This window comes from Limnohabitans sp. Hippo3 (genome assembly GCF_003063665.1).
GTDB lineage: Bacteria > Pseudomonadota > Gammaproteobacteria > Burkholderiales > Burkholderiaceae_C > Limnohabitans_A.
In genome coordinates this window covers 86,871-112,414 of the sequence record NZ_NESF01000006.1, presented here as the reverse complement: position 1 = coordinate 112,414, position 25,544 = coordinate 86,871, and the positions used below count along the sequence as shown (strand labels likewise).

Annotated in this window: 29 protein-coding genes; 17 read left to right on the top strand and 12 right to left on the bottom strand. The window is 62.8% G+C overall.

Annotated elements, in window-relative coordinates; all coding sequences use genetic code 11:
- The first annotated feature begins 122 nt into the window (after positions 1-122).
- The 7 genes from B9Z34_RS08835 to gndA are packed head-to-tail and all read left to right on the top strand — an operon-like array spanning position 123 to position 6,024.
- Positions 123-1,085 (top strand): 2-hydroxyacid dehydrogenase, encoded by a 963-nt coding sequence (locus B9Z34_RS08835; protein ID WP_108427750.1) that lies wholly within the window; start codon positions 123-125, stop codon positions 1,083-1,085.
- 14 nt (positions 1,086-1,099) lie between these two features.
- Complete coding sequence (locus B9Z34_RS08830) at positions 1,100-1,624, top strand: gluconokinase (protein WP_108427749.1); 525 nt, start codon at positions 1,100-1,102, stop codon at positions 1,622-1,624.
- Between the two features lie 18 nt (positions 1,625-1,642).
- Positions 1,643-1,981, top strand: a complete 339-nt coding sequence (locus tag B9Z34_RS08825) for a hypothetical protein (protein WP_108427748.1) — start codon at positions 1,643-1,645, stop codon at positions 1,979-1,981.
- Between the two features lie 4 nt (positions 1,982-1,985).
- On the top strand, positions 1,986-2,753 hold the full coding sequence (locus tag B9Z34_RS08820) for an SDR family oxidoreductase (RefSeq protein WP_108427747.1): 768 nt from the start codon (positions 1,986-1,988) through the stop codon (positions 2,751-2,753).
- Positions 2,754-2,774: 21 nt separating this feature from the next.
- On the top strand, positions 2,775-3,815 hold the full coding sequence (locus tag B9Z34_RS08810) for an L-idonate 5-dehydrogenase (protein ID WP_108427746.1): 1,041 nt from the start codon (positions 2,775-2,777) through the stop codon (positions 3,813-3,815).
- A gap of 40 nt (positions 3,816-3,855) precedes the next feature.
- On the top strand, positions 3,856-4,605 hold the full coding sequence (locus tag B9Z34_RS08805; protein WP_108427745.1) for an SDR family oxidoreductase: 750 nt from the start codon (positions 3,856-3,858) through the stop codon (positions 4,603-4,605).
- A 9-nt stretch (positions 4,606-4,614) separates the two neighbouring features.
- The gene (gene gndA, locus B9Z34_RS08800) at positions 4,615-6,024 is read left to right on the top strand and encodes an NADP-dependent phosphogluconate dehydrogenase (RefSeq protein ID WP_108427744.1); all 1,410 of its coding nucleotides are present in this window, start codon (positions 4,615-4,617) and stop codon (positions 6,022-6,024) included.
- Positions 6,025-6,036: 12 nt separating this feature from the next.
- Here gndA and B9Z34_RS08795 read toward each other — a convergent pair whose 3' ends face one another.
- The gene (locus tag B9Z34_RS08795; protein ID WP_108427743.1) at positions 6,037-6,837 is read right to left on the bottom strand and encodes a FadR/GntR family transcriptional regulator; all 801 of its coding nucleotides are present in this window, start codon (positions 6,835-6,837) and stop codon (positions 6,037-6,039) included.
- A gap of 189 nt (positions 6,838-7,026) precedes the next feature.
- Between B9Z34_RS08795 and B9Z34_RS08790 the strand changes: the two genes are divergently transcribed.
- Positions 7,027-8,775 carry an IlvD/Edd family dehydratase gene (locus B9Z34_RS08790; protein ID WP_108427742.1) on the top strand — a complete coding sequence of 583 codons (1,749 nt, stop codon included), beginning with the start codon at positions 7,027-7,029 and terminating at the stop codon, positions 8,773-8,775.
- Between the two features lie 240 nt (positions 8,776-9,015).
- The gene (gene denD, locus B9Z34_RS08785; RefSeq protein WP_108427741.1) at positions 9,016-10,020 is read left to right on the top strand and encodes a D-erythronate dehydrogenase; all 1,005 of its coding nucleotides are present in this window, start codon (positions 9,016-9,018) and stop codon (positions 10,018-10,020) included.
- A gap of 69 nt (positions 10,021-10,089) precedes the next feature.
- Here the strand turns inward: denD and B9Z34_RS08780 are convergent, their stop codons facing one another.
- Positions 10,090-11,385 carry an alanine racemase gene (locus B9Z34_RS08780; protein ID WP_108427780.1) on the bottom strand — a complete coding sequence of 432 codons (1,296 nt, stop codon included), beginning with the start codon at positions 11,383-11,385 and terminating at the stop codon, positions 10,090-10,092.
- An 89-nt stretch (positions 11,386-11,474) separates the two neighbouring features.
- Here B9Z34_RS08780 and B9Z34_RS08775 point away from each other — a divergent pair, with 89 nt between their 5' ends.
- The 3 genes from B9Z34_RS08775 to B9Z34_RS08765 are packed head-to-tail and all read left to right on the top strand — an operon-like array spanning position 11,475 to position 14,001.
- Positions 11,475-12,446: a sugar kinase gene (locus tag B9Z34_RS08775; protein ID WP_108427740.1), complete on the top strand. Its 972-nt coding sequence runs from the start codon at positions 11,475-11,477 to the stop codon at positions 12,444-12,446.
- Positions 12,443-13,366, top strand: coding sequence for a 2-dehydro-3-deoxygalactonokinase (locus B9Z34_RS08770; protein WP_108427739.1), 924 nt, complete (start codon positions 12,443-12,445; stop codon positions 13,364-13,366). The genes B9Z34_RS08775 and B9Z34_RS08770 overlap by 4 nt, the downstream gene beginning before the upstream one ends.
- On the top strand, positions 13,363-14,001 hold the full coding sequence (locus B9Z34_RS08765; protein ID WP_108427738.1) for a 2-dehydro-3-deoxy-6-phosphogalactonate aldolase: 639 nt from the start codon (positions 13,363-13,365) through the stop codon (positions 13,999-14,001). Before B9Z34_RS08770 ends, B9Z34_RS08765 begins: the two co-directional genes overlap by 4 nt.
- Before the next feature lie 142 nt (positions 14,002-14,143).
- On the opposite strand, the gene B9Z34_RS08760 is transcribed toward B9Z34_RS08765, so the two are convergent.
- From B9Z34_RS08760 to B9Z34_RS08750, 3 genes are read right to left on the bottom strand one after another with little or no spacing between them, the layout of a single operon-like run.
- Positions 14,144-15,022 carry a pirin family protein gene (locus B9Z34_RS08760; RefSeq protein WP_108427779.1) on the bottom strand — a complete coding sequence of 293 codons (879 nt, stop codon included), beginning with the start codon at positions 15,020-15,022 and terminating at the stop codon, positions 14,144-14,146.
- Positions 15,023-15,039: 17 nt separating this feature from the next.
- Positions 15,040-15,795: a tRNA-uridine aminocarboxypropyltransferase gene (locus tag B9Z34_RS08755; RefSeq protein ID WP_108427737.1), complete on the bottom strand. Its 756-nt coding sequence runs from the start codon at positions 15,793-15,795 to the stop codon at positions 15,040-15,042.
- A complete protein-coding gene (locus tag B9Z34_RS08750) occupies positions 15,795-16,172 on the bottom strand; it encodes a VOC family protein (RefSeq protein WP_108427736.1) in 378 nt (125 codons plus the stop codon). Before B9Z34_RS08750 ends, B9Z34_RS08755 begins: the two co-directional genes overlap by 1 nt.
- Before the next feature lie 249 nt (positions 16,173-16,421).
- Between B9Z34_RS08750 and B9Z34_RS08745 the strand changes: the two genes are divergently transcribed.
- Genes B9Z34_RS08745 through gloA form a run of 3 tightly spaced genes read left to right on the top strand, consistent with a single transcriptional unit; the run spans position 16,422 to position 18,210 of the window.
- Positions 16,422-17,216, top strand: coding sequence for an SDR family NAD(P)-dependent oxidoreductase (locus B9Z34_RS08745; protein ID WP_108427735.1), 795 nt, complete (start codon positions 16,422-16,424; stop codon positions 17,214-17,216).
- A gap of 14 nt (positions 17,217-17,230) precedes the next feature.
- Positions 17,231-17,803, top strand: coding sequence for a PaaI family thioesterase (locus B9Z34_RS08740; RefSeq protein ID WP_108427734.1), 573 nt, complete (start codon positions 17,231-17,233; stop codon positions 17,801-17,803).
- Entirely contained in the window at positions 17,800-18,210 is a 411-nt protein-coding gene (gene gloA / locus B9Z34_RS08735; protein ID WP_108427733.1) for a lactoylglutathione lyase, read from the top strand. The genes B9Z34_RS08740 and gloA overlap by 4 nt, the downstream gene beginning before the upstream one ends.
- Positions 18,211-18,425: 215 nt before the next feature.
- Here gloA and eda read toward each other — a convergent pair whose 3' ends face one another.
- From eda to B9Z34_RS08720, 3 genes are all read right to left on the bottom strand, one after another.
- Positions 18,426-19,073 carry a bifunctional 4-hydroxy-2-oxoglutarate aldolase/2-dehydro-3-deoxy-phosphogluconate aldolase gene (eda, locus tag B9Z34_RS08730; protein WP_108427732.1) on the bottom strand — a complete coding sequence of 216 codons (648 nt, stop codon included), beginning with the start codon at positions 19,071-19,073 and terminating at the stop codon, positions 18,426-18,428.
- Positions 19,064-20,905, bottom strand: coding sequence for a phosphogluconate dehydratase (edd, locus tag B9Z34_RS08725; RefSeq protein ID WP_108427731.1), 1,842 nt, complete (start codon positions 20,903-20,905; stop codon positions 19,064-19,066). Before edd ends, eda begins: the two co-directional genes overlap by 10 nt.
- Positions 20,906-21,071: 166 nt before the next feature.
- On the bottom strand, positions 21,072-21,293 hold the full coding sequence (locus B9Z34_RS08720) for a hypothetical protein (protein ID WP_108427730.1): 222 nt from the start codon (positions 21,291-21,293) through the stop codon (positions 21,072-21,074).
- 51 nt (positions 21,294-21,344) lie between these two features.
- Between B9Z34_RS08720 and B9Z34_RS08715 the strand changes: the two genes are divergently transcribed.
- Positions 21,345-21,959: a gamma-glutamylcyclotransferase gene (locus B9Z34_RS08715; RefSeq protein WP_108427729.1), complete on the top strand. Its 615-nt coding sequence runs from the start codon at positions 21,345-21,347 to the stop codon at positions 21,957-21,959.
- Between the two features lie 98 nt (positions 21,960-22,057).
- Positions 22,058-22,690 carry a pyridoxamine 5'-phosphate oxidase gene (gene pdxH, locus B9Z34_RS08710; protein WP_108427728.1) on the top strand — a complete coding sequence of 211 codons (633 nt, stop codon included), beginning with the start codon at positions 22,058-22,060 and terminating at the stop codon, positions 22,688-22,690.
- Positions 22,691-22,704: 14 nt separating this feature from the next.
- On the opposite strand, the gene B9Z34_RS08705 is transcribed toward pdxH, so the two are convergent.
- The 4 genes from B9Z34_RS08705 to B9Z34_RS08690 form a co-directional block, all read right to left on the bottom strand.
- Positions 22,705-23,661 (bottom strand): AEC family transporter, encoded by a 957-nt coding sequence (locus B9Z34_RS08705; RefSeq protein WP_108427727.1) that lies wholly within the window; start codon positions 23,659-23,661, stop codon positions 22,705-22,707.
- Between the two features lie 99 nt (positions 23,662-23,760).
- Positions 23,761-24,000, bottom strand: coding sequence for a hypothetical protein (locus tag B9Z34_RS08700; RefSeq protein WP_108427726.1), 240 nt, complete (start codon positions 23,998-24,000; stop codon positions 23,761-23,763).
- Between the two features lie 21 nt (positions 24,001-24,021).
- Complete coding sequence (msrA, locus tag B9Z34_RS08695; protein WP_108427725.1) at positions 24,022-24,555, bottom strand: peptide-methionine (S)-S-oxide reductase MsrA; 534 nt, start codon at positions 24,553-24,555, stop codon at positions 24,022-24,024.
- Between the two features lie 28 nt (positions 24,556-24,583).
- Positions 24,584-25,474, bottom strand: a complete 891-nt coding sequence (locus B9Z34_RS08690) for a LysR family transcriptional regulator (RefSeq protein WP_108427724.1) — start codon at positions 25,472-25,474, stop codon at positions 24,584-24,586.
- Positions 25,475-25,544 lie beyond the last annotated feature (70 nt).

The following is a 25,544-nucleotide window of genomic DNA, read 5'->3' as shown; positions in this document are numbered from 1 at the left end:
CAAAGCCTGATTGTCAACGAGGCTGCAGACGCGGGTCGGTGTGCAGGGGTTTATCCGTAGATGGGTCCAGAGAGTGCACCGATACGATAGAAGCATTTGCCCTTGAAGCTCCAGGAGAACCCTTGACCAAACCCGATGTACTGGCCGTGGCCAAACTGCACCCTTTTTACCTCCAGGCTTTGGAAACCCTCTACACCGTGCATGACCGCACCCATGTGACCGACCCTGCGGCTTTTGCCCAGCTGGCCCCCCGCATCATGGGTGTGGCAGGGACGGGCGAAGCCAGTGTGCCGCGCAGCCTGCTGGCCCAAGTGACCCATGCCAAAGTGGTGTCGGTGTTTGGCGTAGGCTACGACGGCGTGGATGTGCCCGCCGCCATCGAGCACGGCATTCCCGTCACCCACACCCCCGAGGTTCTGACCGACGATGTGGCCGACCTGGCCATGGGCCTGGTGCTGTCGGTGGGCCGCACCATCCCGCAAGCCGACCAGTTTGTGCGCGCAGGCCAATGGCCAAACGGCCCCATGCCGCTGGCCCGCAAAGTCTCTGGCGCCCGCATGGGCATTGTGGGTTTGGGGCGGATCGGCAAAGCCATCGCCCAACGCGCCTGCGGCTTTGGCATGTCGATCGCCTACACCGCGCGCAGCGAAAAGCGTGACGTCGGTTTCAAGTACTACCCCTCTGCCGCCGAACTGGCAGCGAACGTGGATTTTCTGGTCGTCATCACCCCCGGCGGTGCGGGCACCAAACACCTCATCAACGCCGATGTGCTCAAGGCGCTGGGGCCGCGTGGCTTTTTGATCAACGTAGCCCGTGGCAGCGTGGTCGATGAAGAGGCGCTGATCGCTGCGCTGCAAAACGGCACCATCGCGGGCGCAGGCCTGGACGTCTTTGCCAACGAGCCCAACGTGCCCCAAGCCCTGTGGAGCATGCGCAATGTGGTGCTGACACCGCACATGGCCAGCGCCACCACCGAGACCCGCCAGGCCATGGCCGATCTGGCTTTTGCCAACATGAAAGCGGGCATCTCAGGTCAGCCCTTGCGCACACCTGTGCCCGAGTGTGCGGCCATGCTGCACAAGTGAACCCCTCGCCGAGCATGAACAAGCCGCCCTTGCGCTTGATCGTCATGGGGGTGTCCGGCTGCGGCAAGTCCACCATGGCTGCGGCGCTGGGTGAGAGGCTGTCACTCGACATGGTCGATGGCGATGACCTGCACCTGCCCGAGAGCGTGGCCAAAATGCGCGCTGGGGTCCCGCTTGAAGACGCCGACCGATGGCCTTGGCTGGACCGCATTGGCGACTATTTGTCGCAACCCCACCCGCAAGGCCGTGTGGTGGCGTGCTCAGCCCTCAAGCGGGTGTACCGCGACCGCATCCGTGCTCAAGCCGGTGATGTGTGCTTTGTTTTCCTCGACGGCGACTTTGCCTTGATCGAGCAACGCATGCGCCAACGCGTGGGCCACTACATGCAGCCCGGCTTGCTCGACAGCCAATTCCGCACACTCGAAATCCCCCAGGCCGATGAACTCGACGTCATCCGCCTGCCCATCACCGAAACGGTGCAGGACATGGTGGCGCATGCACTTCAGGCCCTGCAGCGCCGTCTGCAGACTGCCCTCTGATTTTCAAAAGGACTCACCATGTTCATCCGCTGTGCATTCTTTCAGGGCCAGGTCAAACCCGGCATGGAAGACGCTTTCAACCGCTACATCCGCGAAAAACTTGTGCCCCTTTGGACCCGTTTTCCGGGCGCTCAAGAAGTGCGTGTCCTGCGCCAGGTCGAGAGCGATGTGAACGATCCACACTTTGGCATGGTGCTGTCGGTGCGCTACCCGAGCCGCGAATCGATCGAGGTCGCACTGGCCTCGGCCGTGCGCATGGAAAGCCGCGAAGTGTCCAAGGATTTGATCGCCATGTTCGATGGCACCGTCTTCCACACCGTCTTCAGCGCAGACGACTACGCACTGCCCACCGATTGAAGCCATGAACGTACTCGACACCTTCCAACTGACAGGCCGCCGCGCCCTGATCACGGGCTCCTCGGCTGGCATTGGTCTGGCCATGGCTGAGGCGCTGGCACAAGCCGGGGCCCATGTCATCCTGAACGGGCGCACCGCCAGCAAAGTCGAGGCGGCGCAGCAGGCCCTGCGAGCGCAAGGCCTGTCGGTCAGCAGCGCGGTGTTTGACGTGACCGATGCGGGCAGCGTGCGTGCGGCGGTGGACCAGATCGAGGCCGAGGGGCCGATCGACATCCTGGTCAACAACGCGGGCATGCAGATTCGCGGTCCGCTGCACGAGTATGCCGACAGCGACTGGCACACGATCATGAAAACCAACCTGGACAGCGTGTACTTCGTGGGCCAGGCGGTCGCCAAAAAAATGATCCCGCGGGGTCGCGGCAAGATCATCAACATCTGCTCGGTGCAAAGCGAGCTGGGCCGCCCCGGCATTGCGCCCTACACCGCCACCAAAGGCGCCGTGAAAATGCTGACCAAGGGCATGGCGATTGACTGGGGCCAGTTTGGCCTCAACGTCAATGGCATTGGCCCGGGCTATTTCAAGACCGAGCTGAACCAAAAGCTCGTGGACGACCCGGCTTTCAGCAGCTGGCTGGTGGGCCGCACGCCCAGCCGCCGCTGGGGCGATGTGCAGGACCTGGGCGGCGCGGCGGTGTTTCTGGCCTCCGACGCCTCGCGTTTTGTGAATGGCCATATCCTTTACGTTGACGGCGGCGTGACCGCCACCCTTTGAAGCTTTTGCGAGGAGCCTCCCATGAAATCCGTTGTTTGCCATTCGGCCCAAGACCTGCGCATTGAAAACACCGAGCTGCCCCCCTTGGGCGAACACCAGTTGCGCGTGAATGTGGCCTATGGCGGCATCTGCGGCTCGGACCTGCATTACTACCAGCACGGCGGCTTTGGCACCGTGCGCATCAAGCAGCCCATTGCGCTGGGCCACGAAATTTCGGGCGTGGTGGACGCTTTGGGCAGCCAGGCCAGCGGTATCCAGCCAGGCCAGCGCATCGCCATCTCGCCTTCGCGCCCTTGCGGCCACTGCCGCTTTTGCCAAGCGGGCCAGCACAACCATTGCCTGAATATGCGCTTTTACGGCAGCGCCATGCCCTTCCCGCACATCCAGGGTGGCTTCAGCGAGCAGCTCATCATCGAGGGTTACCAAGCCCATCCGATTGCCGACCACCTGAGCCTGTCAGAAGCCGCTTTGGCCGAGCCTTTGTCGGTCGGCCTGCATGCCATCCAGCGCGCTGGCAGCGTGCTGGGCAAGCAGGTGCTGGTGACCGGTTGCGGCCCCATTGGCTCGCTGCTGATTGGCGCTTTGCGCCGTGCGGGCGCGGCCCGCATCGTGGCGGCCGACATTGCCGACTTGCCCCTGAAGTGCGCCAAGGAGATGGGCGCGGATGAAACCATCAACCTCAAGTCCCAACCCCAAGCGCTGGACGCCTACAAGGTGGACAAAGGCCAGTTTGACGTGGTGTTCGAGGCCTCGGGCAGCGAAGCCGCTTTGCGCGTGGGCCTGGACACCATCGTGCCGCGCGGCGTGCTGATCACCGTGGGCATGGGCGGGGACATCAGCCTTCCCATGACACAGATCGTGGCCAAAGAAGTGGATCTGCGCGGCACCTTCCGCTTCCATGCCGAATTTGCCACGGCGGTGCGCTTTTTGAACGAAGGCCTGGTCAACGGCAAACCCGTCATCACCCGTGTCCTGCCCCTGTATCGCGCCATCGAAGCCTTTGACCTGGCGGCCGACAAGAGCCAGTCACTCAAGGTACAGATTTCTTTTCAAAACGCCTGAAAATCTGGCGTTTTCTGTTCCTCTCTAGAAAGTTCACACCATGTCCAAAATCGCCCTCGTCACCGGTGCCAGCTCCGGCATCGGCAAAGCCTGCGCCCTGGCCCTTCTCCAAGAAGGCTGGCAAGTCGTTCTGGTGGGGCGTCGCGCCGATGCGCTGGCCGCTGCCGTCGCCGAAGCTGGCCCCAACGCGGCCAACGGCCATGCCATCCCGACCGACCTGTCTAAAGAACCCGAAGTCAAAGCCCTGTTTGATCAGATCCGCTCGCGCTTTGGCCGCCTCGATCTGGTGTTCAACAACGCGGGCATTTCGCTGCCCTACACCTTGCCAGGCGACCTGTCAGGCGACGAGTGGCGCCGCGCGGTGGACATCAACCTCAACGGCGCGTTCTACACCTTGTCTTATGCCTTCAAGCTGATGCAAGAGCAAAGCCCGCAAGGCGGCCGCATCATCAACAACGGCTCGATCTCGGCCCATGTGCCCCGTCCGGGCTCGATTGCCTACACCGCCACCAAGCACGCCATCTCGGGCCTGACCCGCGCCGCGTCTTTGGACGGCCGCCCCTACAGCATCGCTGTGGGCCAGATCGACATTGGCAACGTGGCCTCGGACATGACCCTCAAAATGGCGCAAGGCGTGCACCAGGCCGACCTGAGCATCAAGGCCGAGCCCCGCATGGACATGAGCGCCGTGGTCGAGACCTTCATGACCATGGCCCGTCTGCCCTTGTCGGCCAACATCTTGTTCACCACCGTGATGGCCACCAACATGCCCTTCGTCGGTCGGGGCTAAAACCCAACCATGCAGGGCTTGGATATCGGCCTGGTGGGCCTGGGCGTGATGGGTGAAAACCTGGCGCTCAATCTGGTGCGCAACGGTTTTGGCGTGGGTGGTTTTGACCTGGATGCAGGCAAACGCGCCAGCTTTGGCCAGCGCACACATGGCCTGAATGCGCAGGCTGCGGCTTCGCTCCAGGAGCTGGTGGCCAGCTTGCAAACGCCGCGTTGCGTGTGGCTGATGGTGCCCGCAGGAGCCGCCGTAGACGCGGTTCTGACCGAGCTGAGCCCTTTGCTGAGCGCGGGCGATGTGGTGATCGATGGGGGCAACACCCTCTACACCGACACCCAGCGCCGCCTGCAGGCCCTGGAGGGCTCGGGCATCCACTACGTGGGTGCGGGCGTCAGCGGTGGCGAAGAAGGCGCGCTGCATGGCCCGGCCCTCATGCCGGGTGGCTCGTCAGCCGCTTGGCCAAGGGTGCGGCCCATGCTGCAAGCCATTGCCGCCAAAACCGACGATGGTCAGCCCTGCTGCGAATGGATGGGCCCCGGCGGCTCAGGCCACTTCGTGAAAATGGTGCACAACGGCATCGAATACGCTGACATGCAAACCATCTGCGAAGCCTATTGGCTGATGCATCACTTGTTGGGCATGCGCCCGGCCGAGATGAGCGTGGTGTTCCGCCAGTGGAACCAGGGCGAGCTGGCCAGTTACCTGATCGGTATCACCGCAGACATCCTGGCGTACACCGACCCCGAAACAGGACGTGCTTTGGTGGACCTGATTTTGGACACGGCCGAACAAAAAGGTACGGGCAAATGGGCAAGCCAGATTGCGCTCGATCTGGGCGTCGCCGCACCGACCATTGCCAACGCCGTGTTCGCGCGCACACTGAGCGGCCTGCATGCCGAGCGGGCCCTGGCTTCCAAGGTATTGCCCGGCCCCTTGCCCCGCACAGCAGGCGTGCGAGATGCCGTGCTGGGCCAGATCAAAAACGCACTGTTGGCGGCCAAAATTTGCGCCTACGCCCAAGGCTTCAGCCTGCTCAAGGCCGCCGACCGCGAACACCAGTGGCAACTGCCCATGGGCACCGTGGCCTCGGTCTGGCGCGCAGGTTGCATCATCCGAGCACGCTTGCTCGAAGACATTCGGGCCAGTTTTGACCGCGCGCCCAATTTGGACAACCTCTTGATGGACAGCCACTTTGCCGGGGTGATGACAAGGTGTCACCAAGACCTGCGTGAAGTGGTGGCCATGGGTGCCTTGCACGGCGTGGCCGTGCCCTCGTTCATGAGCGCCCTGAGCTACTACGACGCCTACCGCTCAGCGCGTTTGCCCGCCAATTTGCTGCAGGCGCAGCGCGACTATTTTGGCGCGCACACCTACCAACGCATCGACCGTCCCGGCAAATTCCATACGCGCTGGAACGGTTGAGCCAAGCTCGATTCAGCCTTTGGGCGGGGTTTTGGGGCTGCGTGATTTCCGACTGGCGGCTTGATTTGAACCTGTGAGCTGACCGGTCACGGTCGGCCCCGAAACCATGGGCAACTTGCGCCTCGAAGAGAGCACTTTGTCAATGTTGTCGCTGGCCCCTTCGATGAGCACCATGATGGCCCGCTCTGCCTTGGCAGGATTGCGGGCCACGACAGCATTGAGCACCGCGCGGTGCAAAGGCAAGGAATTTCGCGCACCGTCCTTGATGCGGGTTGAAATTTCGAAGCTCGTGCGCAGCAAGGCATTGAGCGCCTTGCTCATCTGGACCAGCATGCGATTGTGAGAGGCCTGCAACAAGCCTGCATGGAAACGCAAATCGTGGGTGACATAGTCGCCCCCCTCTTCTACCGCCTGTTTCATTCCGGCGTAGGCCGCTTCGATGCAGGCGATGTCTTCGGGTGTGGCGCGCTCGGCGGCCAGGCGCACAGCAGCAGGCTCCACCACACGGCGCAGCTCTTGCAAGTCTTTCAAAAATTCAGGCGTCAATCCGCAGCGGGCCTGCCAGGTCACCACATCCGGATCGAACCAATTCCAGTGCGCATCGGGCATGACACGCGTGCCCACCTTGGGACCGGTCGACAGCAAACCTTTGGCCACCAGGGATTTGATGGCCTCGCGCACCACGGTTCGGCTGACGCCGAATTCTTCGCACAAAAGCGGCTCAGGCGGCAAACTGGCTCCCACCGCATAGCGACCCGACAAGATGGCCATACCCAGCAAATCGAGGGTGTATCCGTGAAAATTCTTGATCATGAGCAAAAGAGGTTGATGGCTCATCATATGATGACTAAATAGCTGCCAAGCGCTCTGGTAAACCCTGTGACGCTCGATCAAGGCGTCAAGGGTTTATCCGCATGTCACAGGCTTTACAAGATCGGCTTGTTTTTCTATCGTCATACGATAATATTTTTACAATTCACTCCACCCACCCGGACCTGCACCATGAGCGACAAATCCAGCAAAAACACCCGCAAAAAACCCGAAGAACTGCGCAGCCAGCAATGGTTTGGCCGCCAAGACCGCGATGGCTTTGCCTACCGCAGCTGGGTCAAGGGCAAGGGCGTGCCGCACGACCAGTTCGACGGTCGCCCCGTGATCGGCATCTGCAACACCTTCAGCGAACTCACGCCCTGCAACTCGCACTTCCGCACACTGGCCGAACAGGTCAAGATCGGCGTGTACGAGGCCGGTGGCTTCCCGCTCGAATTCCCGGTCATGTCGCTGGGCGAAACGCTGCTGCGCCCCACCGCCATGCTCTACCGCAACCTGGCCAGCATGGACGTTGAAGAATCCATCCGTGGCAACCCGATCGACGGCGTGGTGCTGCTCATGGGCTGCGACAAGACCACCCCCAGCTTGCTGATGGGCGCATCGAGCGCCGGCCTGCCCACCATCGGCGTGTCGGGCGGCCCCATGCTGAACGGCAAATGGCGTGGGCAGGAGCTCGGCTCGGGCACAGGCCTGTGGAGCATGAGCGAACAGGTGCGTGCAGGCACACTCAAACTGACCGAATTTTTTGAAGCCGAAAGCTGCATGCACCGCAGCCACGGCCACTGCATGACCATGGGCACCGCCAGCACCATGGCCAGCATGGTCGAGGCGCTGGGCATTGGCCTGCCCGGTAACGCAGCCTACCCTGCCGTGGACGGCCGCCGCAATGTGCTGGCCCGCGAAGCCGGTCGCCGCATCGTCGAGATGGTGCACACCGACCAGACCATCAGCAAAGTGCTGACCAAAGAGGCGTTCGAGAACGCCATCCGCACGCTGGCGGCCATTGGCGGCTCGACCAACGCGGTGATCCACCTGATCGCGATCGCTGGCCGCCTGGGTCTGAAGCTGACCGTGGACGATTTCGAGCGCTTGGGCAGCGAACTGCCTTGCCTGCTCAACCTCCAACCTTCGGGCGAGCACCTGATGGAAGATTTCTGCTACGCCGGTGGCTTGCCTGTGGTGATGAAGGAGATCGAGCACCTGTTGCACAAAGACATCGTGACGGTGAGCGGCAAGACCGTGAGCGAAAACATCGCCGATGCGGTGAACTACGACCCACGTGTCATCAAGAAGTTTGACGCGCCCTTCAAGGAAAAGGCGGGCATTGCGATCTTGCGTGGCAACCTGGCGCCTCGCGGTGCAGTCATCAAGCCCAGCGCGGCCACGCCTGCACTCATGGTGCACACCGGTCGCGCGGTGGTGTTCGAAGACAGCGACGACTTCCACAAGCGCATTGACGACGAGAACCTGGACGTGGACGAAAACTGCATCCTGGTGCTGAAAAACTGCGGCCCCAAGGGCTACCCCGGCATGGCCGAAGTGGGCAACATGCCGCTGCCGCCCAAGGTGCTGCGCAAGGGCATCACCGACATGGTGCGCATCTCGGACGCCCGCATGAGCGGCACGGCCTACGGCACCGTGGTGCTGCACACCACGCCCGAAGCCGCTGCGGGTGGTCCGCTGGCCGTGGTGCAAAACGGCGACATGATCGAGCTGAACGTGCCCGAGCGCAAACTGCAGCTGCTCATCAGCGACGAAGAGCTGGCCAAACGCATGGCGCAATGGAAAAAACCTGAGCCCGCCATGCAATCGGGTTACTGGAAACTCTACATCGACCATGTGCTGCAAGCCGATGAAGGCGCCGACATGGACTTCTTGGTCGGCCAGCGCGGCGCGGCCGTTCCGAAAGACAACCACTGAAATGACCCCTCAGGGCTACGCTCAATTTGTCATCCCGGGCTTGATTTGTTTTGTCATCCCGGGCTTGACCCGGGATCCATTTGTGCACAACCATGGATGCCGGATCAAGTCCGGCATGACAGCCCGGTGTGACTCTCGGTTCAAATCCAGCATGACCCAGCGGTTGAGCTGTAGCACCAAGTCCAGCGTGCCATTCGGGCTTTGAGACACGATCCATTACCTTATTCAGGAGATTTTTCAATGCGTATTTTGATCACCGGCGGTGCCGGATTTTTGGGTGCACGCCTGGCCCGCGAGATTTTGAAACGCGGTCAGCTCAATGGCCAGACCGTGAAGGAACTGGTCATTGCCGACCTGTTCCCTGCACCTGCCGATTTACTGGCCGACCCGCGTGTGAAAGGCCATGCAGGCCCCATGCTGGAACAAGGCGACCTGTTCAAAAGCGGCTTTGACGGTGTGTTCCACCTCGCCTCAGCCGTGTCGGGCGAATGCGAGCTGGACTTTGATCTGGGCTTGCGCTCCAACGTGGACAGCAGCCGCTTACTGCTCGACAGCATCCGTGCTTCGGGCAAAGTTTCACGGCTGGTGTTTGCCAGCTCGGTTGCGGTGTTCGGGCCCGACGCGGCCAACCCCATGCCTGCCCTGGTGGCCGACACCACCTTGCCCACGCCACAAACCTCGTATGGCACACACAAGCTGATGATCGAGTACATGGTGGCCGACTACACCCGCAAGGGCTACATCGATGGCCGCGCCGCACGCCTGATGACGGTGACCGTGCGCCCGGGCAAGCCCAACGGCGCAGCATCCTCTTTCTTCAGCGGCATCATCCGCGAGCCTTTGGCCAGCACCGCCACCACCTGCCCGGTGGACGCGAGCGTGTCGCACCCCATGTCCTCACCCGGCAACACCGTGCACGGCCTGATCACCGTGTTCGAAGCCAGCCGCGAAGCCTTCGGTGGCCGCATGGCACTGAACCTGCCCGGCCTGAACGTGAAGGTCAGCGAGATGCTGGCCGCGCTGGAAAAAGTGGCCGGCCCTGCTGTGCGTGCCCGCGTGACCTTTGCCAAGGACGAGCGCATCGCAGGCATCGTGGACAACTGGGCCAAAGGCTGCACTTTTGACCGTGCGCATGCCTTGGGTTTGCGCGCCGATGCGAGCTTCGAGGCCATCATCGAGCAATACATTGAAGACTGCAAAACCCGACCTGGCTATCCGGCCGAAGCCTTGAACGGCTTGAAGTGACCTGGAACCTGAAACCAGGCCGCCACGCAACATCCGCGTGGCGGCCTTTTTCATGGCTGCACCTGTATCTTAAAAATGCGTGCTGATCGCCCCGCTGATGCGCCCATCGTCTTCGATGACCGCCATCCAGCGCCATTTGTCGAACGTGGTGCAGGGGTGAGAAATACCCAAGGCCACACGGTCACCCACTTGCGGCCACACCCCACTGGCATCGAACACCATGTGCGCATGCTGGTCGCTGAGCGCCTTGACTTTCCAGGACTCGGGCGTGGCCTGCATGGCACCCTCACCACTTTCCCCACGCGCAGCCCAGCGTACCGGCATGGGCATGCATTGATCAAAGGACAGATCCCGCCGCCCCGCACTCAAAATCGCCAGCCCCGGCTCGGGCACCGACTGCACCTTGGCCCAGATTTCCAGCGCAGGCTGCAAGGACGAACTCAAACCCTCTCGCTCTTCCACCAGTTTGAGGTAACGGGCGTAGTTCCAATGGTCGTGCGTGACATAACAGCCCGAGCGCAACACGCCTTGCACCGGGCGGCTCTTGACCTGGGTTTTGAGCATGGGGATCACGAGGTCGAACACCGCCGAGCCACCCGCCGAGAGCAAGACTTCGTCACCGCCCCACAGGCCTTGCGCATCGATTTGCTGCACCAGCGCCTGTACGCTGCGCACCAAAGCGCTCACGGCCTCGATGTCGTGCGCGCTGTCACAACGGCCCAACCCGCCTTCGTAGCATTCCACGCCGCCCAAAGACGCAATGGGCGATGCGGCGATGGCCTGCGCCAAAGCCAGGGCTTGTTCGTGCGTGCGGCAGCCGGTGCGGTAGCCCGCGATGCCCAGCTCCAGCAACACGTCCCAACAACGGGCATGGCCCCGCCGTGCGCCCCAATCGGCCAGTGCGTCCAGCTGCGCCAGCGAATCCACCAAAAACCAGACACGCGCTTGGGGATGCTGTTGCAACAAAGCATCCAGCCCGTCCAGATCAGCATTCGACACCAGCTGGTTGGCGATGATGGCGCGCTGCGCGCCAGCCGCCAGGCCCACGCGCAATTGGTGCACATTGGCAAAAGTCAGGCCCCAGGCGCCTGCCTCCAACTGCAGGCGAAACAGCTCGGGCGACATGGTGGTTTTGCCGTGCGGGGCGAGGGCCACACCTTTGCGTTGCACAAAATCCTGCATCCAGGCCAGGTTGTGTGTGAGGGCTGGGCGGCGCAGCACGGCCACCGGGTAAGCCAACGCATCGTCCAACAGGTGCCAGCCACGTTGCCCCAGCTCGGACACACGAGAAGGCTCCGCCGTCAAGGGAAAGCCCTTGCAGCTCGCGTTCAGTACAAAATCGCTCTCTATGTCTGCTGTCCACATGTTGATCGTCTCCAATATGTCGCCCATGGCGATCCAAGTTTGCCGATGATTCTCCCACCTCCAATTCAGCCCCGCTGCCCTTTTTTGACATGACCCACACCACCCCAACTCTGGACATCGTGGCGCTTGGCGAAGCCATGGTCGAGTTCAACCAGCGGCCTCATGAACATGCCGACGATGCCCCGCTCTACCTGCAAGGCTTTGGCGGCGACACCAGCAACGCCGCCATTGCCGCAGCACGTGCTGGGGCCCGTGTGGCCTACCTGACACGTCTGGGCACCGACCGCTGGGGTGATCGACTCATGGATCTGTGGCAGCGAGAAAACGTCGACACCACGCCCGTGCAACGCGATGCGCAGTCCCCTACCGGCATGTACTTCGTGAGCCACGACGCACAGGGCCACCACTTCAGCTACGCGCGTGCGGGCTCAGCCGCCAGCCGCATGCAAGTGCAAGACCTGGCACATTGGGCAGAGCCCATCGCTAACAGCCAGTGGCTGCACCTGTCGGGCATCTCTTTGGCCATCTCGGCCACGGCCTGCGACACGGCGTTTGCGGCCATGGCGCAGGCCCGGAGTAGCGACACACGGGTGGCCCTCGACTCCAATTTGCGTTTGTCGCTGTGGCCTCTGGCCCGGGCGCAGGCCTGCATCCGCCATGCGGTCAGTTTGTGCGATCTGTTTTTGCCCAGCCTCGAAGACATGACGGCACTCACCGGACTCACGCAAGCGCAAGACATCATCAGCTGGAGCCACGCCCAAGGCGCGGCGCAGGTGGTGCTGAAACTCGGCGCCGAGGGGGCCCTGGCCAGCGACGGGCACAAGCAACACCAGATACCCGGCCACATGGTCCAGGCTGTGGACGCCACAGGCGCAGGGGATTGTTTTGCCGGTAACCTGTTGGCCCGCTTGTCGGCTGGCGACGACCTGTGGGCTGCCACCGCCTACGCCAATGCGGCCGCTGCGCTGTCGGTGCAAGGCTACGGCGCTGTCGCGCCCTTGCCAACGCGCGAAGCGGTTTTGGAGATGTTGCACACCCCATCGAAAGGCACACCCGCATGAACGCCACGAGACCTTTGATCGCCATCGACTGGGGCACCTCTTCGCTGCGCGGTGCGCGGCTGGGCGAGAGCGGCCAGGTCCTCGAATCACGCGAATTTCCACGGGGCATCCTCACGGTGCCCACCGGTCAGTTTGAAGCCGTCTTCCAGGAGTTGTTTGGCGACTGGATGCAGCAGCCCCATGCGTTGTGCCTGATCTCGGGCATGGCCGGCAGCCGCCAAGGCTGGCAAGAAGCGCCCTACTGCCCCTGTCCCGCAGGCTTTGCCGAACTTGGAAAACACCTGCTGTGGCTGCAACCCGGGCGCATCGCGCTGGTGCCAGGCCTGAGCTGCTTGGGTGCTGACGCGCTGCACACGCCGGACGTGATGCGCGGTGAAGAGGTGCAAATTTTCGGGGCCTTGCAATTGGCTGGCCGCGACAGCGCCACGCTGGTGCTCCCGGGCACTCACAGCAAATGGGTCCAGGTGCAGGGCGGTCGCGTCACGCAGTTCCAGACCTTCATGACCGGCGAGGTGTTTGCCCTGATGAGCCAGCACTCGATTCTGGGCAAGACGCTGGACCTGCAAGGTGCGTTTGACGAAGCGGCTTTTTTGCAAGGCATTGACCAAAGCCAGCAGGCTGGCAGTGTGTTGCACCACCTGTTTGCCGTGCGCACGCTGGGCTTGTTTGAACGCCTGAGCGCCGCCCAATTGTCCAGCTATTTGTCGGGCCTGCTGATCGGTGAAGAGCTGCGCGCGCAAGCGGTCTCGAATGACGCGGCCCCGTTGATCTTGATCGGAAGCGTTGCGCTCACACTGCGCTACACCCTGGCCCTGCAACACCTGAAGATCCCTTGCCAAAGCCGAGGGGCCGAAGCCACCTGGGCGGGCTTGTTCGCGCTGGCTTCATCGCTTGCCTTCACTGGAGGTCACGTCTCATGATCACCTTGCCATCCCCCGCTCAAAACCTGGCGCAAGCCATGGCCCAGCTGCCCTTGATCGCCATCTTGCGCGGTCTCACACCTGCTGAGGCCCCTGCCATCGGTGAAGCACTGGTGAGCAGCGGCTTTGCCATCGTCGAGGTGCCGCTCAACTCGCCCGAGCCTTTGCGCAGCATCGCCACCCTGACCCAACTGTTTCCACAAACGCTGATCGGCGCTGGCACCGTGTTGAACGCGCAGCAGGTCAAAGACGTGCACGGCGCTGGCGGCCGCCTGGTCGTGGCCCCCAACTTCAACCCTGCTGTGGTAGCGCAAGCCCTGGCCCTGGGCATGGTGGTACTGCCCGGTGTGGTCACGCCCACCGAAGCCTTTGCCGCACTGGATGCGGGTGCGCACGGCCTCAAACTGTTCCCAGCCGAAATGATCTCGCCTGCAACGGTCAAAGCGCTGCGGGCGGTGCTGCCTGCAAGCACCGCCTTGATACCCGTGGGCGGCATCACGCCCGACAACATGGCCCCTTACCGCGCCGCCGGGGCCAATGGCTTTGGTCTGGGTTCAGCCCTGTACGCGCCAGGGCGGTCGGCGCAGGCGGTGCAACAGCAGGCGCAGGCGTTTGTGCGGGCTTTCAAGGACTGAGCCATTGAGCTTGTCTCAACACCCCACACATCCATCAGCAAACCCTTCGTCCTAGCAAACCCCATGTCATGCCGGACTTGATGCGGCATCCATGCCTGACAAGCATGGACCCCGGATCAAGTCCGGGGTGACAAAAAGAAACTCAAGCCTTCTCCCCCAGTCGCCCATCTCTGAAATCCGCTAGGGCTTGGTAAATTTCTTCCTTGGTGTTCATCACAAACGGGCCGTATTGAACAATAGGCTCTTTCAGGGGCTTGCCGGCCACCAGAATCAATTTGGCATCGCTGCTGGCCTCGATCACCACGCCATCGGTCTGTGGGGTGTTCGCCAAAATGGCCATACGCTGCAGCGGCACGGCCTGACCACCGATACGAACTTCGCCGCGGTAGACATAAATGAAAGCGTTGTGGCCTGCGGGCAATGTCTGCTCAAAGCGTGAGCCTTCGGGCATGTGCACATCGAGGTAGATCGGCTGCGTGATCTCGCGGGTCACCGCACCCTGCACGCCGTGGCTGGCCCCGGCGATCACCGTCACGCCTACGCCTTGCGGCGTCTGGAATTGCGGCAACTGATCGTTCTGGAAATCGCGGTACCAGGGCGCCTTCATCTTCTCGCTGCTGTGCAGGTTGAGCCACAGTTGAAAGCCCTCCATCACGCCTTCTTCTTGCTGCGGGATTTCGGAGTGGATCACGCCCTGGCCCGCCGTCATCCATTGCACGCCGCCGTTTTGCAACAGGCCTTCGTTGCCCGCGCTGTCCCGGTGCAGCATGCGCCCGGCGATCATGTAGGTCACGGTTTCAAACCCCCGGTGCGGGTGGTCCGGAAACCCGGCGATGTAGTCATCCGGCTTGTCACTGCCAAAGGCGTCGAGCATCAAAAACGGGTCGAGCCGGTGCTGCAGGTTTTGCGTGAGGATGCGGCTGAGCTTGACACCCGCGCCGTCGGATGTGGCTTGGCCTGCGACCAGGCGTTCGATGGTGCGGGAAACGGTAACGGTGGCGGGAGAAGTGTGGTGGGTCATGGGCAATTCCTTTGGATTCATATGGGGCGCTCGGCAGCCCATTTCAATGCCTCCAAACGCGTGCGCGCTGCGCCCTCGGTATCCGGCGGCAACTGATGTTTGGCTTGCAGGTAATGGTGGGTGTACACATCCAGCCAGGCCTGCAGGGTCTGCGCGGCATGGCCCTCGCCTGCCAGATCCAGGCACAGGGAGGCGACTTCGCTGGTGCAAAAGTGGTCATCACGCCGGGAACGGCGCAGCTGGTAGTGCGAGACCTGCTCGGGGTGCAGACTCAGCACGGGCAAGGCATTCAGGTAAGGACTTTTGCGGAACATCTTGCGGGCCTCGGGCCAGGTGGCGTCCAGCAAAATGAACAGCGGACGCTTGTTCGCATCGGTGGTCGACACTTCATGCACCAAGCGTTCGGGTGCCACAAATTCACCCGGAAACACCACATACGGCTGCCACTGCGGATCGGCCAGCAGCGCCAGCAAAGCGGGGTCGACTTCGTTGCGAGCCCAGCCAAAAGCGAAGGTGCGCTGCACCACATCGGCGATCAGCCATCCGGTGTTGCTGGGTTTGAGCGGCTCGATGTCGGCCATGAGCAGGCACATGCCCGCTTGCGTGGGCACCTCCGGGCGCAACGCGCACAGGCAGTGGCTGGGCACCAAACGGCAGCCGGGGCAACGCTCACCCTTCATGCCCCCACGGGCCAGAAAAGGTTTGGCGCTGCGGGCCAGTCGCTCGGTGCGCAGGCGCGAGACGGCGTGAGGCGGCCGTCTGTGGTCAGTCATCAGCTGGGCCGATGCAAGGCGCAAATTTTGTTGCCATCCGGGTCACGCAGGTAGGCCAGGTAAAGCTTGCCCGCCGGGGTTTCGCGGAAACCGGGTGGGTCTTCGCAGGTGGTGCCGCCATGGGCCACGCCTGCCGCATGGAAGGCATCGCCCTGCTCGGCCGATTGCACAGTGAAACCGATGGTGCTGCCGTTGCCGTGGGTGGCGGGTTGGCCATTGATGGGCGTGGTGATGGCGAAGGTGCCAGTGGGGCTGCGGTAGAAATAACGGTTCTTGTTGGCCACGCCGGGGCCATAGCCCAGGGTGCCCAGCAGAGCGTCGTAAAACTTTTTGGAAACTTCCAGGTCATTCACACCCAGCATCACATGACTGAACATTGCACTCTCCGTTGATAGACCCGTTACCGGGCAAACTCTGTGGCAAACATGTTACTTGAACCCCCGGGACACGGAAGGCCGAGGCGTACGGGCTGTCCCTGATGGACAACGGGTCATTGGCAGTGTCAAGGGCCAATTCGTTCAAGGTGCCCCTTGCTGCCAAAGGGACACCTCGCTGCTGCCAAGGAAGCAGCCTTGTGGCAGCATCGCAGCTGTGCATTTATCCCAAGACCCCAAGGAGTCACCCCCATGTCCACCCCCAACGCCCTCTCGTTTGGCTTGCAAGGCCGCGTCGTCATCGTCACCGGGGCGGCCAACGGCATTGGTGAGGCCTGTGCCCGCCGCTTTGCGGCCGAACAAGCCCATGTGGTGCTGGCCGATGTGAACAGCGAGCGCGGTGCTGCGGTAGCGGCCGAGTTGCGCGGCCAGGGCCACAGCGCCGGTTTCATGGCCTGCGACGTCTCGCGCAAAGCCGATGTCGACGCTCTGGTGGACCATGTGTTGCAGGCCTTTGGTCGCATCGATGTGCTGGTCAACAACGCAGGCATTTTCAAGGCGGCCGACTTTCTGGACGTGACCGAAGAGGATTTCGATGCAGTGATCAAGGTGAACATCAAGGGCTCGTTCCTGATGGGCCAGGCCGCAGCCCGTGCCATGAAAAGCACCGGGGGCGGCGCCATCGTCAACATGAGCTCGGTCAATGCGGTACTGGCCATCCCCAATATCGCCAGCTACAACGTGAGCAAAGGCGGCATCAACCAGCTCACGCGGGCCATGTCTTTGGCCCTGGCCGACTTCGGCATCCGCGTGAATGCGGTGGCCCCGGGCACCATTGCCACCGAACTGGCCCGCCAGGCCGTGCTGACCAGCGAAGAGGCCCAAAAGAAAATCATGATGCGTACCCCGATGAAGCGTCTGGGCGAGCCCGACGAAGTGGCCAAGGTGGTGGCCTTTTTGGCCAGTGACGCAGCCAGCTACATCACCGGCGAGATCGTCACCGTGGACGGCGGGCGCATGGCGCTGAACTACACCGTACCCGTTTGAAAGAAACCATTTTGATGAGCACCGCAACCGACACACCCCCCAACGATTTAGAGGCCTGGCTGGCCCAGGAGCGCGACGTGCGAACACGCATGGATGCCGGGGCTGGCCCCGGAGTGGCCCGCCCCGAGCAGGTGGCTGGCAAGACCGGCCTGCAAGTCATGCAGGGCCTGCTGAGCGGCGAGCTGCCCCACGCCCACATGGCCAGAACGCTGGACTTCCTGCTGGTCGAAGTCGGCCCGGGCCTGGCCATTTTTCAGGGCACGCCCGGCGTGCAGCATCTGAACCCCTTGGGCACAGTGCACGGCGGCTGGTTTGCGACCCTGCTCGACTCGGCCCTGGGCTGCGCGGTGCACACCATGATGCCGCCCGGACGCGGCTACACCACGGCCGACCTGAGTGTGAAACTGGTCAAGGCCATCACGCCCAAAGTGCAGCGTGTGCGCGCCATTGGCAAAGTGCTGCACTGTGGCCGCCAACTGGCCACGGCCGAAGCCCAACTGGTCGGCCCCGATGGCACGCTGTATGCGCACGCCAGCACAGCCTGCCTTGTTTTTGAAATCCCCTCCACACACGGAAATAAACCATGAGACTCTTACACACCATGCTGCGCGTGGGCGACCTGCAACGCTCGATCGATTTCTACACCCAGGTGCTGGGCATGAAGCTGCTGCGCACCTCCGAAAACCCCGAGTACAAATACTCGCTGGCCTTTGTCGGCTACGGCAACAACCCCGACCATGCCGAGCTGGAGCTGACCTACAACTGGGGCGTGGACAGCTACGAGATGGGCACGGCCTACGGCCACATCGCCCTGGGCGTGCCCGATGCCTACGCTGCTTGCGAAAAAATCAAGGCCGCAGGCGGCAAGGTCACACGCGAGGCCGGCCCCGTCAAAGGCGGCACCACGGTAATTGCCTTTGTGACCGATCCCGATGGCTACAAGGTCGAGCTGATTCAGCGGGCTGAGTACGCGGGCGGGCAAGGTTTGCGCTGAACTCCCCGGAGCATCGTCACTACTGACTGGATGGGGGGCTGTGCCTTTGAGGCCATGGATACCCGGTCAAGCCGGGTATGACGAGGCCAGAGGCTGCGATCGGTATGGGGATAAGGAGCACCGAACTCCCCGAAAATCGTCACCCCCGACAGGATGGGGGGCTGTGCCTTCGAGGCCATGGATATCCGATCAAGTCGGGTATGACGAGGCCAGAATCAGCGTGGCAACTGGCTGGCTTCGCGGGCCAGCTGCTCAATGCGTGCCCAGTCACCTTGAGCCAGCGCATCGGCCGGCACCAGCCATGAACCGCCCACGCAAGCCACATTGGGCAGGCTCAAGAAGTCGCGTGCGTTTTGCTGCGTGACCCCGCCTGTGGGGCAAAACTTCACATCAAAGAATGGGCCACCCCAGGCCTTGAGCATGGCCGAACCGCCTGCTTGCATGGCCGGGAAGAATTTGAGTTCGGTGTAGCCGTCTTCTTGCACCATCATGATTTCGCTGCCCGTGGCCACGCCGGGCAAGAGCGACAAACCGTAGTCGCGGCAAGCCTGGCCCACAGTCTTGGTGTAGCCAGGGCTCACCGCAAAACGGGCGCCCGCCTTGGCCGCTGCAGCCGCATCGGCTGCGCAGCGCACAGTGCCCGCCCCCACCACCGCGCCGGGTACTTCCTTGGCTATGGCCTCCATGCAGGCCAGCGCCTGCGGTGTGCGCAGCGTCACTTCGAGCATGCGGATGCCGCCCGCCACCAGGGCGCGGGCCATGGGCACGGCGTGGGCCACGTCGTTGAGCACGATCACGGGGATCACGGGGGCGTCCTGCATCACTTGCAGGGCGGTCAAATGTCCACTCAGATTCACAGCCATGTGCAGGCTCCTTCTTCGGCTTTGAGCGCGTTGCGGCGCATGTTGGCAAACAGTTCACGGCCCATGCCCACGCCATTGGCGGCGCGCAGTTCGGCAGGCATTTGGGCCAATGGGCGGGCAGCCCATTCGGCCTCGCTCACCAGCACTTGCAGGGTGCCAGCCACGCCGTCCAGTCGTATCAGGTCATCGTCCTGCACCTTGGCCAAGGGGCCACCGGCTGCAGCTTCGGGCGACACATGGATGGCGGCGGGTACTTTGCCCGAAGCGCCGCTCATGCGGCCATCGGTGACCAGCGCCACCTTGAAGCCCTTGCCTTGCAGCACAGCCAGCGGCGGTGTGAGCTTGTGCAACTCGGGCATACCGTTGGCTTGCGGGCCTTGCCAGCGCACCACGCAGATGATGTCCCGATCGAGCTCACCCGCCTTGAACGCGGCTTGCAGTTCGTCCTGAGAATCGAACACACGGGCCGGGGCTTCAATGACGTGCAAGGCTTCGGGTACGGCAGAAATCTTGATCACGCTGCGGCCCAAATTGCCTTGCAAGAGTTTCAGGCCACCCGTGACGCTGAAGGGGCTGCTGGCCGGGCGCACCACCGATTCGTCTTGGCTGGCCCCCGCGTCATGCCAGACCAGTTGGCCGTTTTGCGCAGAAGGGATGCGGGTGAATTCACGCAGGCCGCCCGGGCGCACCGTGAGCACATCGGCGTGCATCAGACCCGCATCGAGCAACTCGCGGATCACGTAGCCCGGGCCGCCTGCAGCCTGGAACTGGTTCACGTCGGCGCTGCCGTTGGGATAGACGCGGGTCAGCAGCGGCACCACATCCGACAAGGCCGAAAAATCGTCCCAGTCGATCACGATGCCCGCCGCACGCGCCACCGCCACCCAGTGGATCAGGTGGTTGGTCGAACCGCCCGTGGCCAACAAGGCCACCATGGCGTTGACGATGCAGCGCTCGTCGACCAAGCGACCAATGGGCGTGAAGTTTTTGGCCTTGACCAAATCGAGCACGGTGCGGGCCGCTTCTCGCGTCAGCTCCTGGCGCACGCCCTCACCCGGGTTGATGAAGGCCGTGCCGGGCACATGCAGACCCATGGCTTCGAGCAGCATCTGGTTGCTGTTGGCCGTGCCATAAAAGGTGCAGGTGCCTTCACCGTGGTAGGCCTTGGACTCGGCCTCCAGCAACTCGGGGCGGCCGACCAGGCCCTGCGCAGCTTGCTCTCGCACCTTGGATTTTTCGTTATTGGACAGGCCGCTGGTCATGGGGCCAGCCGGCACAAACACCGTGGGCAAATGGCCAAACTGCAAAGCACCAATGAGCAAGCCCGGCACAATCTTGTCGCACACGCCCAGCATCAGGGCGGCGTCAAACACATCGTGGCTGAGCGACACCGCGGTCGCCATGGCGATCACGTCGCGGCTGAACAGGCTCAGTTCCATGCCGGGCGTGCCCTGGGTCACGCCGTCGCACATGGCGGGCACACCCCCGGCCACCTGCGCGGTGGCGCCCAGTTTGCGGGCCTCGTCCTTGATGAGATCCGGGTAGTGCTGCAGCGGCGCGTGGGCCGAGAGCAGGTCGTTGTAGGCGTTGACGATGCCGATGTTGGGCGCACGCGGGGCCACCACCTTGATTTTGTCGAGCGCCGTGGCGCGGTCTTTATCGCCGCCCGGCATGGCGGCAAAGGCATGGGCCACGTTGGCGCAGCCCAGGCGCTGGGCACCGGGGTCACGCCCGGCAGCGGCGTCGACCTGCTGCAAATAGGCCTGGCGGGTCGGACGGCTGCGCTCGGTGATGCGGGCGGTGACGGCCGCCACAGTGGTGTGAAGTGTCATGTGGTGACGCCGGAGCGGGCGTTGTAACTAAATTACATGATCAATGGTAACCGTGTTCCCTTGTTTTGCAGCGTTGGACGAGTTACAGACAGGGTACAACTCGCCATGGGCAGCTTAGAGGCGTAAAAAAACCCGCCGAAGCGGGTTTCTCAAGGCCGGTGACGCATCACTTGGCGGCAGATGCCTCGGCTGCTGCGGGCGCTGCAGAGGCGTCCACGGCGGGTGCAGAGGCCTCGGCAGCAGGGGCTGTCGCGGCGACAGGGGCAGCCGGTGCGGCTTTTTTGCTCTTGGCAATACCAAACCCGATGGCCAGGCCCACGGCCAGCACGATCACGGCCACCAAAACGGCCCAAACCACAGGTTGATTGTCATCTTGAGGGGTCGACATGTTTGTTTTCTCCGAAAATAGTGGCGAGATTGTAATGGGGTCCCATGGCACATGACTGACACACCCGCCCATCCCGCAAGCGCCCACGGGGCAGATCGCGCAGCGACGGCGTTTCAAACCGATTTGCTCGACCGTTTCAGAACGCAAGCTGCTGGCCGGGATTTGTGGGTGTTTGGCTATGCGTCTCTTTTGTGGCGGCCCGAGTTCGAGGCGCAAGAACAGCACATCACCCGCGTCTGGGGCTGGCACCGCGCCCTGAAAATGTGGAGCCGACTGAACCGGGGCAGCCCCGACTGTCCGGGCCTGGTGTTCGCCTTGTTGCCCGGTGGCAGTTGTCAGGGCGTGGCTTACCGGGTGGCCCGGGACCAGGCCGATGACGTGTTGGTTCGGCTGTGGGCGCGTGAAATGCCCATGGACGTCTACACCCCCCACTGGCTGCCCTGCGACACACCGCAAGGACGCGTTCAGGCACTGGCCTTTACCTTGCCGCGCACCAGCCCCAGCTTCACCGGCCATTTGCCCAGTGAAACCTATCGGCAAATTTTCCGGCAGGCCTGCGGGCGTTTTGGCACCACCCTGGACTATGCCCGCCAAACCTATGAGAGCTTGCGGGCCCACGGTATCGAAGACCGCGCTTTGGCCGCTTTGCTGCGGCACGCAGACTGAAACCCGCCTGAGCGTCCGCTCTCACCCAAGCCCAGTGCGCCCCAAGCCCATCGCCCCCGAGTCGGCCACCGCACACTGGCTCTGCCTATACTCAGCCCATGAACATCGCCGACCTGCGCAAGAGCTACGAAAAAGCCGAGCTCAACGAAAACGCTTCCCACGCCGACCCCCTGCAGCAATTTGCCCAATGGCTGCAGGAAGCCATCGCCGCCGAAGTCCCCGAACCCAACGCCATGACGCTGGCCACCGTGGCCAGCAACCTGCGCCCCAGCACCCGGGTGGTGCTGATCAAGGGTTATGACGAGCGCGGCATCGTCTGGTACACCAATTACGACAGCCGCAAGGGGCAGGAACTGGCGGGCAACCCCTTTGCCGCGCTGCAGTTTCACTGGGTCGAGCTCGAACGCGTGGTGCGCATCGAAGGCCGGGTGGAAAAGGTCAGCGACGAAGAAAGCGACGCCTACTTCCACAGCCGCCCGCTGGACTCGCGCATCGGGGCCTGGGCCTCACCCCAAAGCCAGGTGATCGAGGGCCGCACCGTGCTGGTGACCAATGCTGCCAAATACGCGGCGCAATTCATGCTCAACCCACCGCGCCCCCCGCACTGGGGCGGCTACCGCCTGGTGCCCGACAGCTGGCAGTTCTGGCAAGGCCGCAAAAGCCGTCTGCATGACCGCTTGCGCTACACGCCCGAAGGCAGCGGCTGGTTGCGCGAGCGTTTGGCCCCCTGAGCGAATGGGCGGGCTCAGGCCGGCAGCAGAGGCAGCACGGCCATGACCGCCGACACACTGAACACCGCCATGGCGGTCGAAACGGCCACGCCAGCCGTGACAGCGTCTTCTTCTTTGCGGTAACGCTGCGAGAACAAAAACACATTGGCCCCGATGGGCAAAGCCGCGGCCACGGTCATGACCGCCAGGTGCAAGCCCCGCAAACCCAACAGCCAGCCCACCGCAAGCATGAGCACCGGGTGTAGCCAGGTTTTCACCAAAGACAGCTTGAAAGCCGACAGGGCTTGCTTGCCAATGGGCGTTTGCGACAAGGTGATGCCCACCAGCACCAGGGCGATCGGGCCGAAAGCGCTGCCCAGCAAAGCCAATGGGCGGTCCACGATGGGGTGAAGGCCCCAGCCGGTTTGGGCATAAGCCAAACCCACCAGAATTGGCAATGGCACCGGGTGGATGATGGCGTTGCGGATGGCCGACGCCACCGTGCGCCAAATGGCACGCCGCTCGCCCGACAAGGCCGCCTGTTCATGCGCCACCTGCAGCTCCAGCACCAAAGTGGCTGCGCTGAGTAAGACCAGCGCGTGCAAGGAAATCAGGGTGAACAGCAACACCTGGCCCTCTTGCCCATAGGCCAGCCCGATCAGGGGCACGCCGATCATCAAGGTGTTGCTGAAAATACTGGCCAGCGCCAGCACCGACGCCCGGCTGTTGCCGCCATACGCCCACAGCATGGCTGCAAACAGGCTGCCCGCCACCAAAAAATATTGGGCCACAGGTTTGAAGTCCAGCTGCTCGATGTGCACGCTGCTCATGGTGCGAAACAGCAGCGCCTGCGTCAGCACCAGAAACACCAGGTTCGACAAGTCGCGCACCGATTCACCGCGCACCAGCTTCGCTTTGCCCGCGACAAAACCAATGAAGATCAGAAAAACAACCGGCAAAAGAGAGGACAGGACGGGGTGATCGAGGTTCATGTCTGGATTATCCCGGCCTGTTAACGCACGGATTCAACGGAAACCACGTAGCCCCGCCCTTGGCGCAAAGCCCAACCTGACGGCCCCTAAAACCTGTCCTCAATGGGCGTGTTTCATGCCGCAATACTTGCCCAGCGCCAGGCCCTTGCAGGCCTTTTGCAATTCCTGGGTGCATTGGTCGGGCTTCTTGCCGGACTCCAGGCACTTGGCGGCGGCCTCGTGCGCCTGGGCCATGGCGCGGTGACGGGCAATGTCTTCCTGGGTTTCCTTGGTGCTGTGTTGGGCGGCCGCTGTCCAAGACAAGGTCATGGCGGCGAGGAAAAAAGCAATGCGGTTCATGGGTATCTATGGGGGTTGCTGTCAGTCGCGCACCAAGCGCGCAAACGTCTTTTTGAATTTGCTCACCTTGGGCACGGCCACCGCCATGCAGTAACCTTGGTAGGGGTTGCGCTCAAAAAAGTCCTGGTGGTAGTCCTCGGCCGCGCTGTAGTTGGCCAGCGGCAAGACCTCGGTCACGATGGGCTGGCCAAAGGCCTTGCCAGCGCTCAGCTCGGCGATCAGTGCCCGCGCCACCTCGGCCTGCTCGGGCGTGGTGAAGTAAATGCCGCTGCGGTATTGCGTGCCCACATCGTTGCCCTGGCGGTTCAAGGTGGTGGGGTCGTGGATGACGAAAAAGATTTCCAACAGCTCGCGGGTGCTGATTTGCGCCGGGTCGTATTCCAGCTTGACCACTTCGTTGTGACCTGTGCGGCCTGTGCAGACTTCTTCGTACGTGGGGGCCACGGTCTGGCCGTTGCTGTAGCCCGACTCCACATCGGTCACGCCGCGCACCTTGACGTACACCGCCTCGGTGCACCAAAAACAGCCGCCGCCTAAAACCAGGGTTTGGGTCATGTGGATTCCTTTTGAAACGTGCGCTGGATTATCCGTGGCCCATCAGCCCGCCCTGCACCGCCTGCACAAAGTCCCCCAGCGCCGTCTGGTCTCGGTCGCTGCGCCACAGGCAGCGCGTGTCGTAACGCGTCTCCACATCGCGCAGCGGCACGAACACCGCGCCCGCCAGCGCCGACTGCTGCAGGGCCTGCGGCACCAGCGCCACCCCCAGGCCTTGCGAGACCAGAGACACCACGCTCAGCCAATGGCGCAGCTCGTGCACCACCTGCGGCATCCAGCCCGCCTGCTCGCACAGCATCACGATGCGCTCGTGGTAATCGGGCGACACCGTGCGCGACACCACCACCAGGTCTTGCCCGACCAGCTCATCCAGACCGATGCTGGCCGCCCCGGCCAAGGCGTGGCTGGCGGGCAAACACGCCAACAAGGGCTGGCTGGCCACCAAAATTTGCTCAAACCCCGGCGGCACACGCGGCGTGTGCACAAAGCCCACATCCAAGCGGTCGCGCAGCAGCTCGGACAGCTGCTCGGACGAACTGAGTTCGCGCAACTCCAGACGCAAACGCGGGTGGCTGGCCTGAAAGCGGCTCAGGATTTGCGGCAGGCCGCAATACAGCATGGTCCCGGCAAAGCCGATGTGCAGCTGGCCCGACTGGCCCTCGGCCACATCGCGCGCCTCGCGCGCGGCGGCGCTGGCCTGCGCCAGCAGTGCCCGGGCGGCCGGGACAAAGGCCTGACCTGCCGCCGTGAGCTGCACGCCTCGGCTATTGCGGGTGAACAGCTGCGCCCCCACCGAGGCTTCGAGTTGCTGGATGTTCAGGCTGAGCGGTGGCTGGGAAATGGACAGGCGCTGGGCGGCGCGGCCAAAGTGCAGTTCTTCGGCCAACATGAGGAAATAGCGCAGGTGACGGAACTCCATGAATTTAAAAAATGTATTGATGCATCGATAATCAATATTAGACAACTATTCATCACACCCTGACAATCGG

Coding starts and splice junctions, on each gene's coding strand:
- B9Z34_RS08740 (WP_108427734.1), top strand. CDS start 17,231: ATGAGCACCGCAACCGACACACCCCCCAACGATTTAGAGGCCTGGCTG.
- B9Z34_RS08795 (WP_108427743.1), bottom strand. CDS start 6,837: ATGATCAAGAATTTTCACGGATACACCCTCGATTTGCTGGGTATGGCC.
- B9Z34_RS08720 (WP_108427730.1), bottom strand. CDS start 21,293: ATGTCGACCCCTCAAGATGACAATCAACCTGTGGTTTGGGCCGTTTTG.
- gndA (WP_108427744.1), top strand. CDS start 4,615: ATGCAGGGCTTGGATATCGGCCTGGTGGGCCTGGGCGTGATGGGTGAA.
- edd (WP_108427731.1), bottom strand. CDS start 20,905: ATGACACTTCACACCACTGTGGCGGCCGTCACCGCCCGCATCACCGAG.
- B9Z34_RS08825 (WP_108427748.1), top strand. CDS start 1,643: ATGTTCATCCGCTGTGCATTCTTTCAGGGCCAGGTCAAACCCGGCATG.
- B9Z34_RS08775 (WP_108427740.1), top strand. CDS start 11,475: ATGACCCACACCACCCCAACTCTGGACATCGTGGCGCTTGGCGAAGCC.
- gloA (WP_108427733.1), top strand. CDS start 17,800: ATGAGACTCTTACACACCATGCTGCGCGTGGGCGACCTGCAACGCTCG.
- B9Z34_RS08715 (WP_108427729.1), top strand. CDS start 21,345: ATGACTGACACACCCGCCCATCCCGCAAGCGCCCACGGGGCAGATCGC.
- pdxH (WP_108427728.1), top strand. CDS start 22,058: ATGAACATCGCCGACCTGCGCAAGAGCTACGAAAAAGCCGAGCTCAAC.
- B9Z34_RS08760 (WP_108427779.1), bottom strand. CDS start 15,022: ATGACCCACCACACTTCTCCCGCCACCGTTACCGTTTCCCGCACCATC.
- B9Z34_RS08770 (WP_108427739.1), top strand. CDS start 12,443: ATGAACGCCACGAGACCTTTGATCGCCATCGACTGGGGCACCTCTTCG.
- B9Z34_RS08745 (WP_108427735.1), top strand. CDS start 16,422: ATGTCCACCCCCAACGCCCTCTCGTTTGGCTTGCAAGGCCGCGTCGTC.
- denD (WP_108427741.1), top strand. CDS start 9,016: ATGCGTATTTTGATCACCGGCGGTGCCGGATTTTTGGGTGCACGCCTG.
- eda (WP_108427732.1), bottom strand. CDS start 19,073: ATGGCTGTGAATCTGAGTGGACATTTGACCGCCCTGCAAGTGATGCAG.
- B9Z34_RS08805 (WP_108427745.1), top strand. CDS start 3,856: ATGTCCAAAATCGCCCTCGTCACCGGTGCCAGCTCCGGCATCGGCAAA.
- B9Z34_RS08705 (WP_108427727.1), bottom strand. CDS start 23,661: ATGAACCTCGATCACCCCGTCCTGTCCTCTCTTTTGCCGGTTGTTTTT.
- B9Z34_RS08820 (WP_108427747.1), top strand. CDS start 1,986: ATGAACGTACTCGACACCTTCCAACTGACAGGCCGCCGCGCCCTGATC.
- B9Z34_RS08750 (WP_108427736.1), bottom strand. CDS start 16,172: ATGTTCAGTCATGTGATGCTGGGTGTGAATGACCTGGAAGTTTCCAAA.
- B9Z34_RS08690 (WP_108427724.1), bottom strand. CDS start 25,474: ATGGAGTTCCGTCACCTGCGCTATTTCCTCATGTTGGCCGAAGAACTG.
- B9Z34_RS08810 (WP_108427746.1), top strand. CDS start 2,775: ATGAAATCCGTTGTTTGCCATTCGGCCCAAGACCTGCGCATTGAAAAC.
- B9Z34_RS08700 (WP_108427726.1), bottom strand. CDS start 24,000: ATGAACCGCATTGCTTTTTTCCTCGCCGCCATGACCTTGTCTTGGACA.
- B9Z34_RS08765 (WP_108427738.1), top strand. CDS start 13,363: ATGATCACCTTGCCATCCCCCGCTCAAAACCTGGCGCAAGCCATGGCC.
- B9Z34_RS08780 (WP_108427780.1), bottom strand. CDS start 11,385: ATGTGGACAGCAGACATAGAGAGCGATTTTGTACTGAACGCGAGCTGC.
- B9Z34_RS08830 (WP_108427749.1), top strand. CDS start 1,100: ATGAACAAGCCGCCCTTGCGCTTGATCGTCATGGGGGTGTCCGGCTGC.
- B9Z34_RS08790 (WP_108427742.1), top strand. CDS start 7,027: ATGAGCGACAAATCCAGCAAAAACACCCGCAAAAAACCCGAAGAACTG.
- B9Z34_RS08755 (WP_108427737.1), bottom strand. CDS start 15,795: ATGACTGACCACAGACGGCCGCCTCACGCCGTCTCGCGCCTGCGCACC.
- msrA (WP_108427725.1), bottom strand. CDS start 24,555: ATGACCCAAACCCTGGTTTTAGGCGGCGGCTGTTTTTGGTGCACCGAG.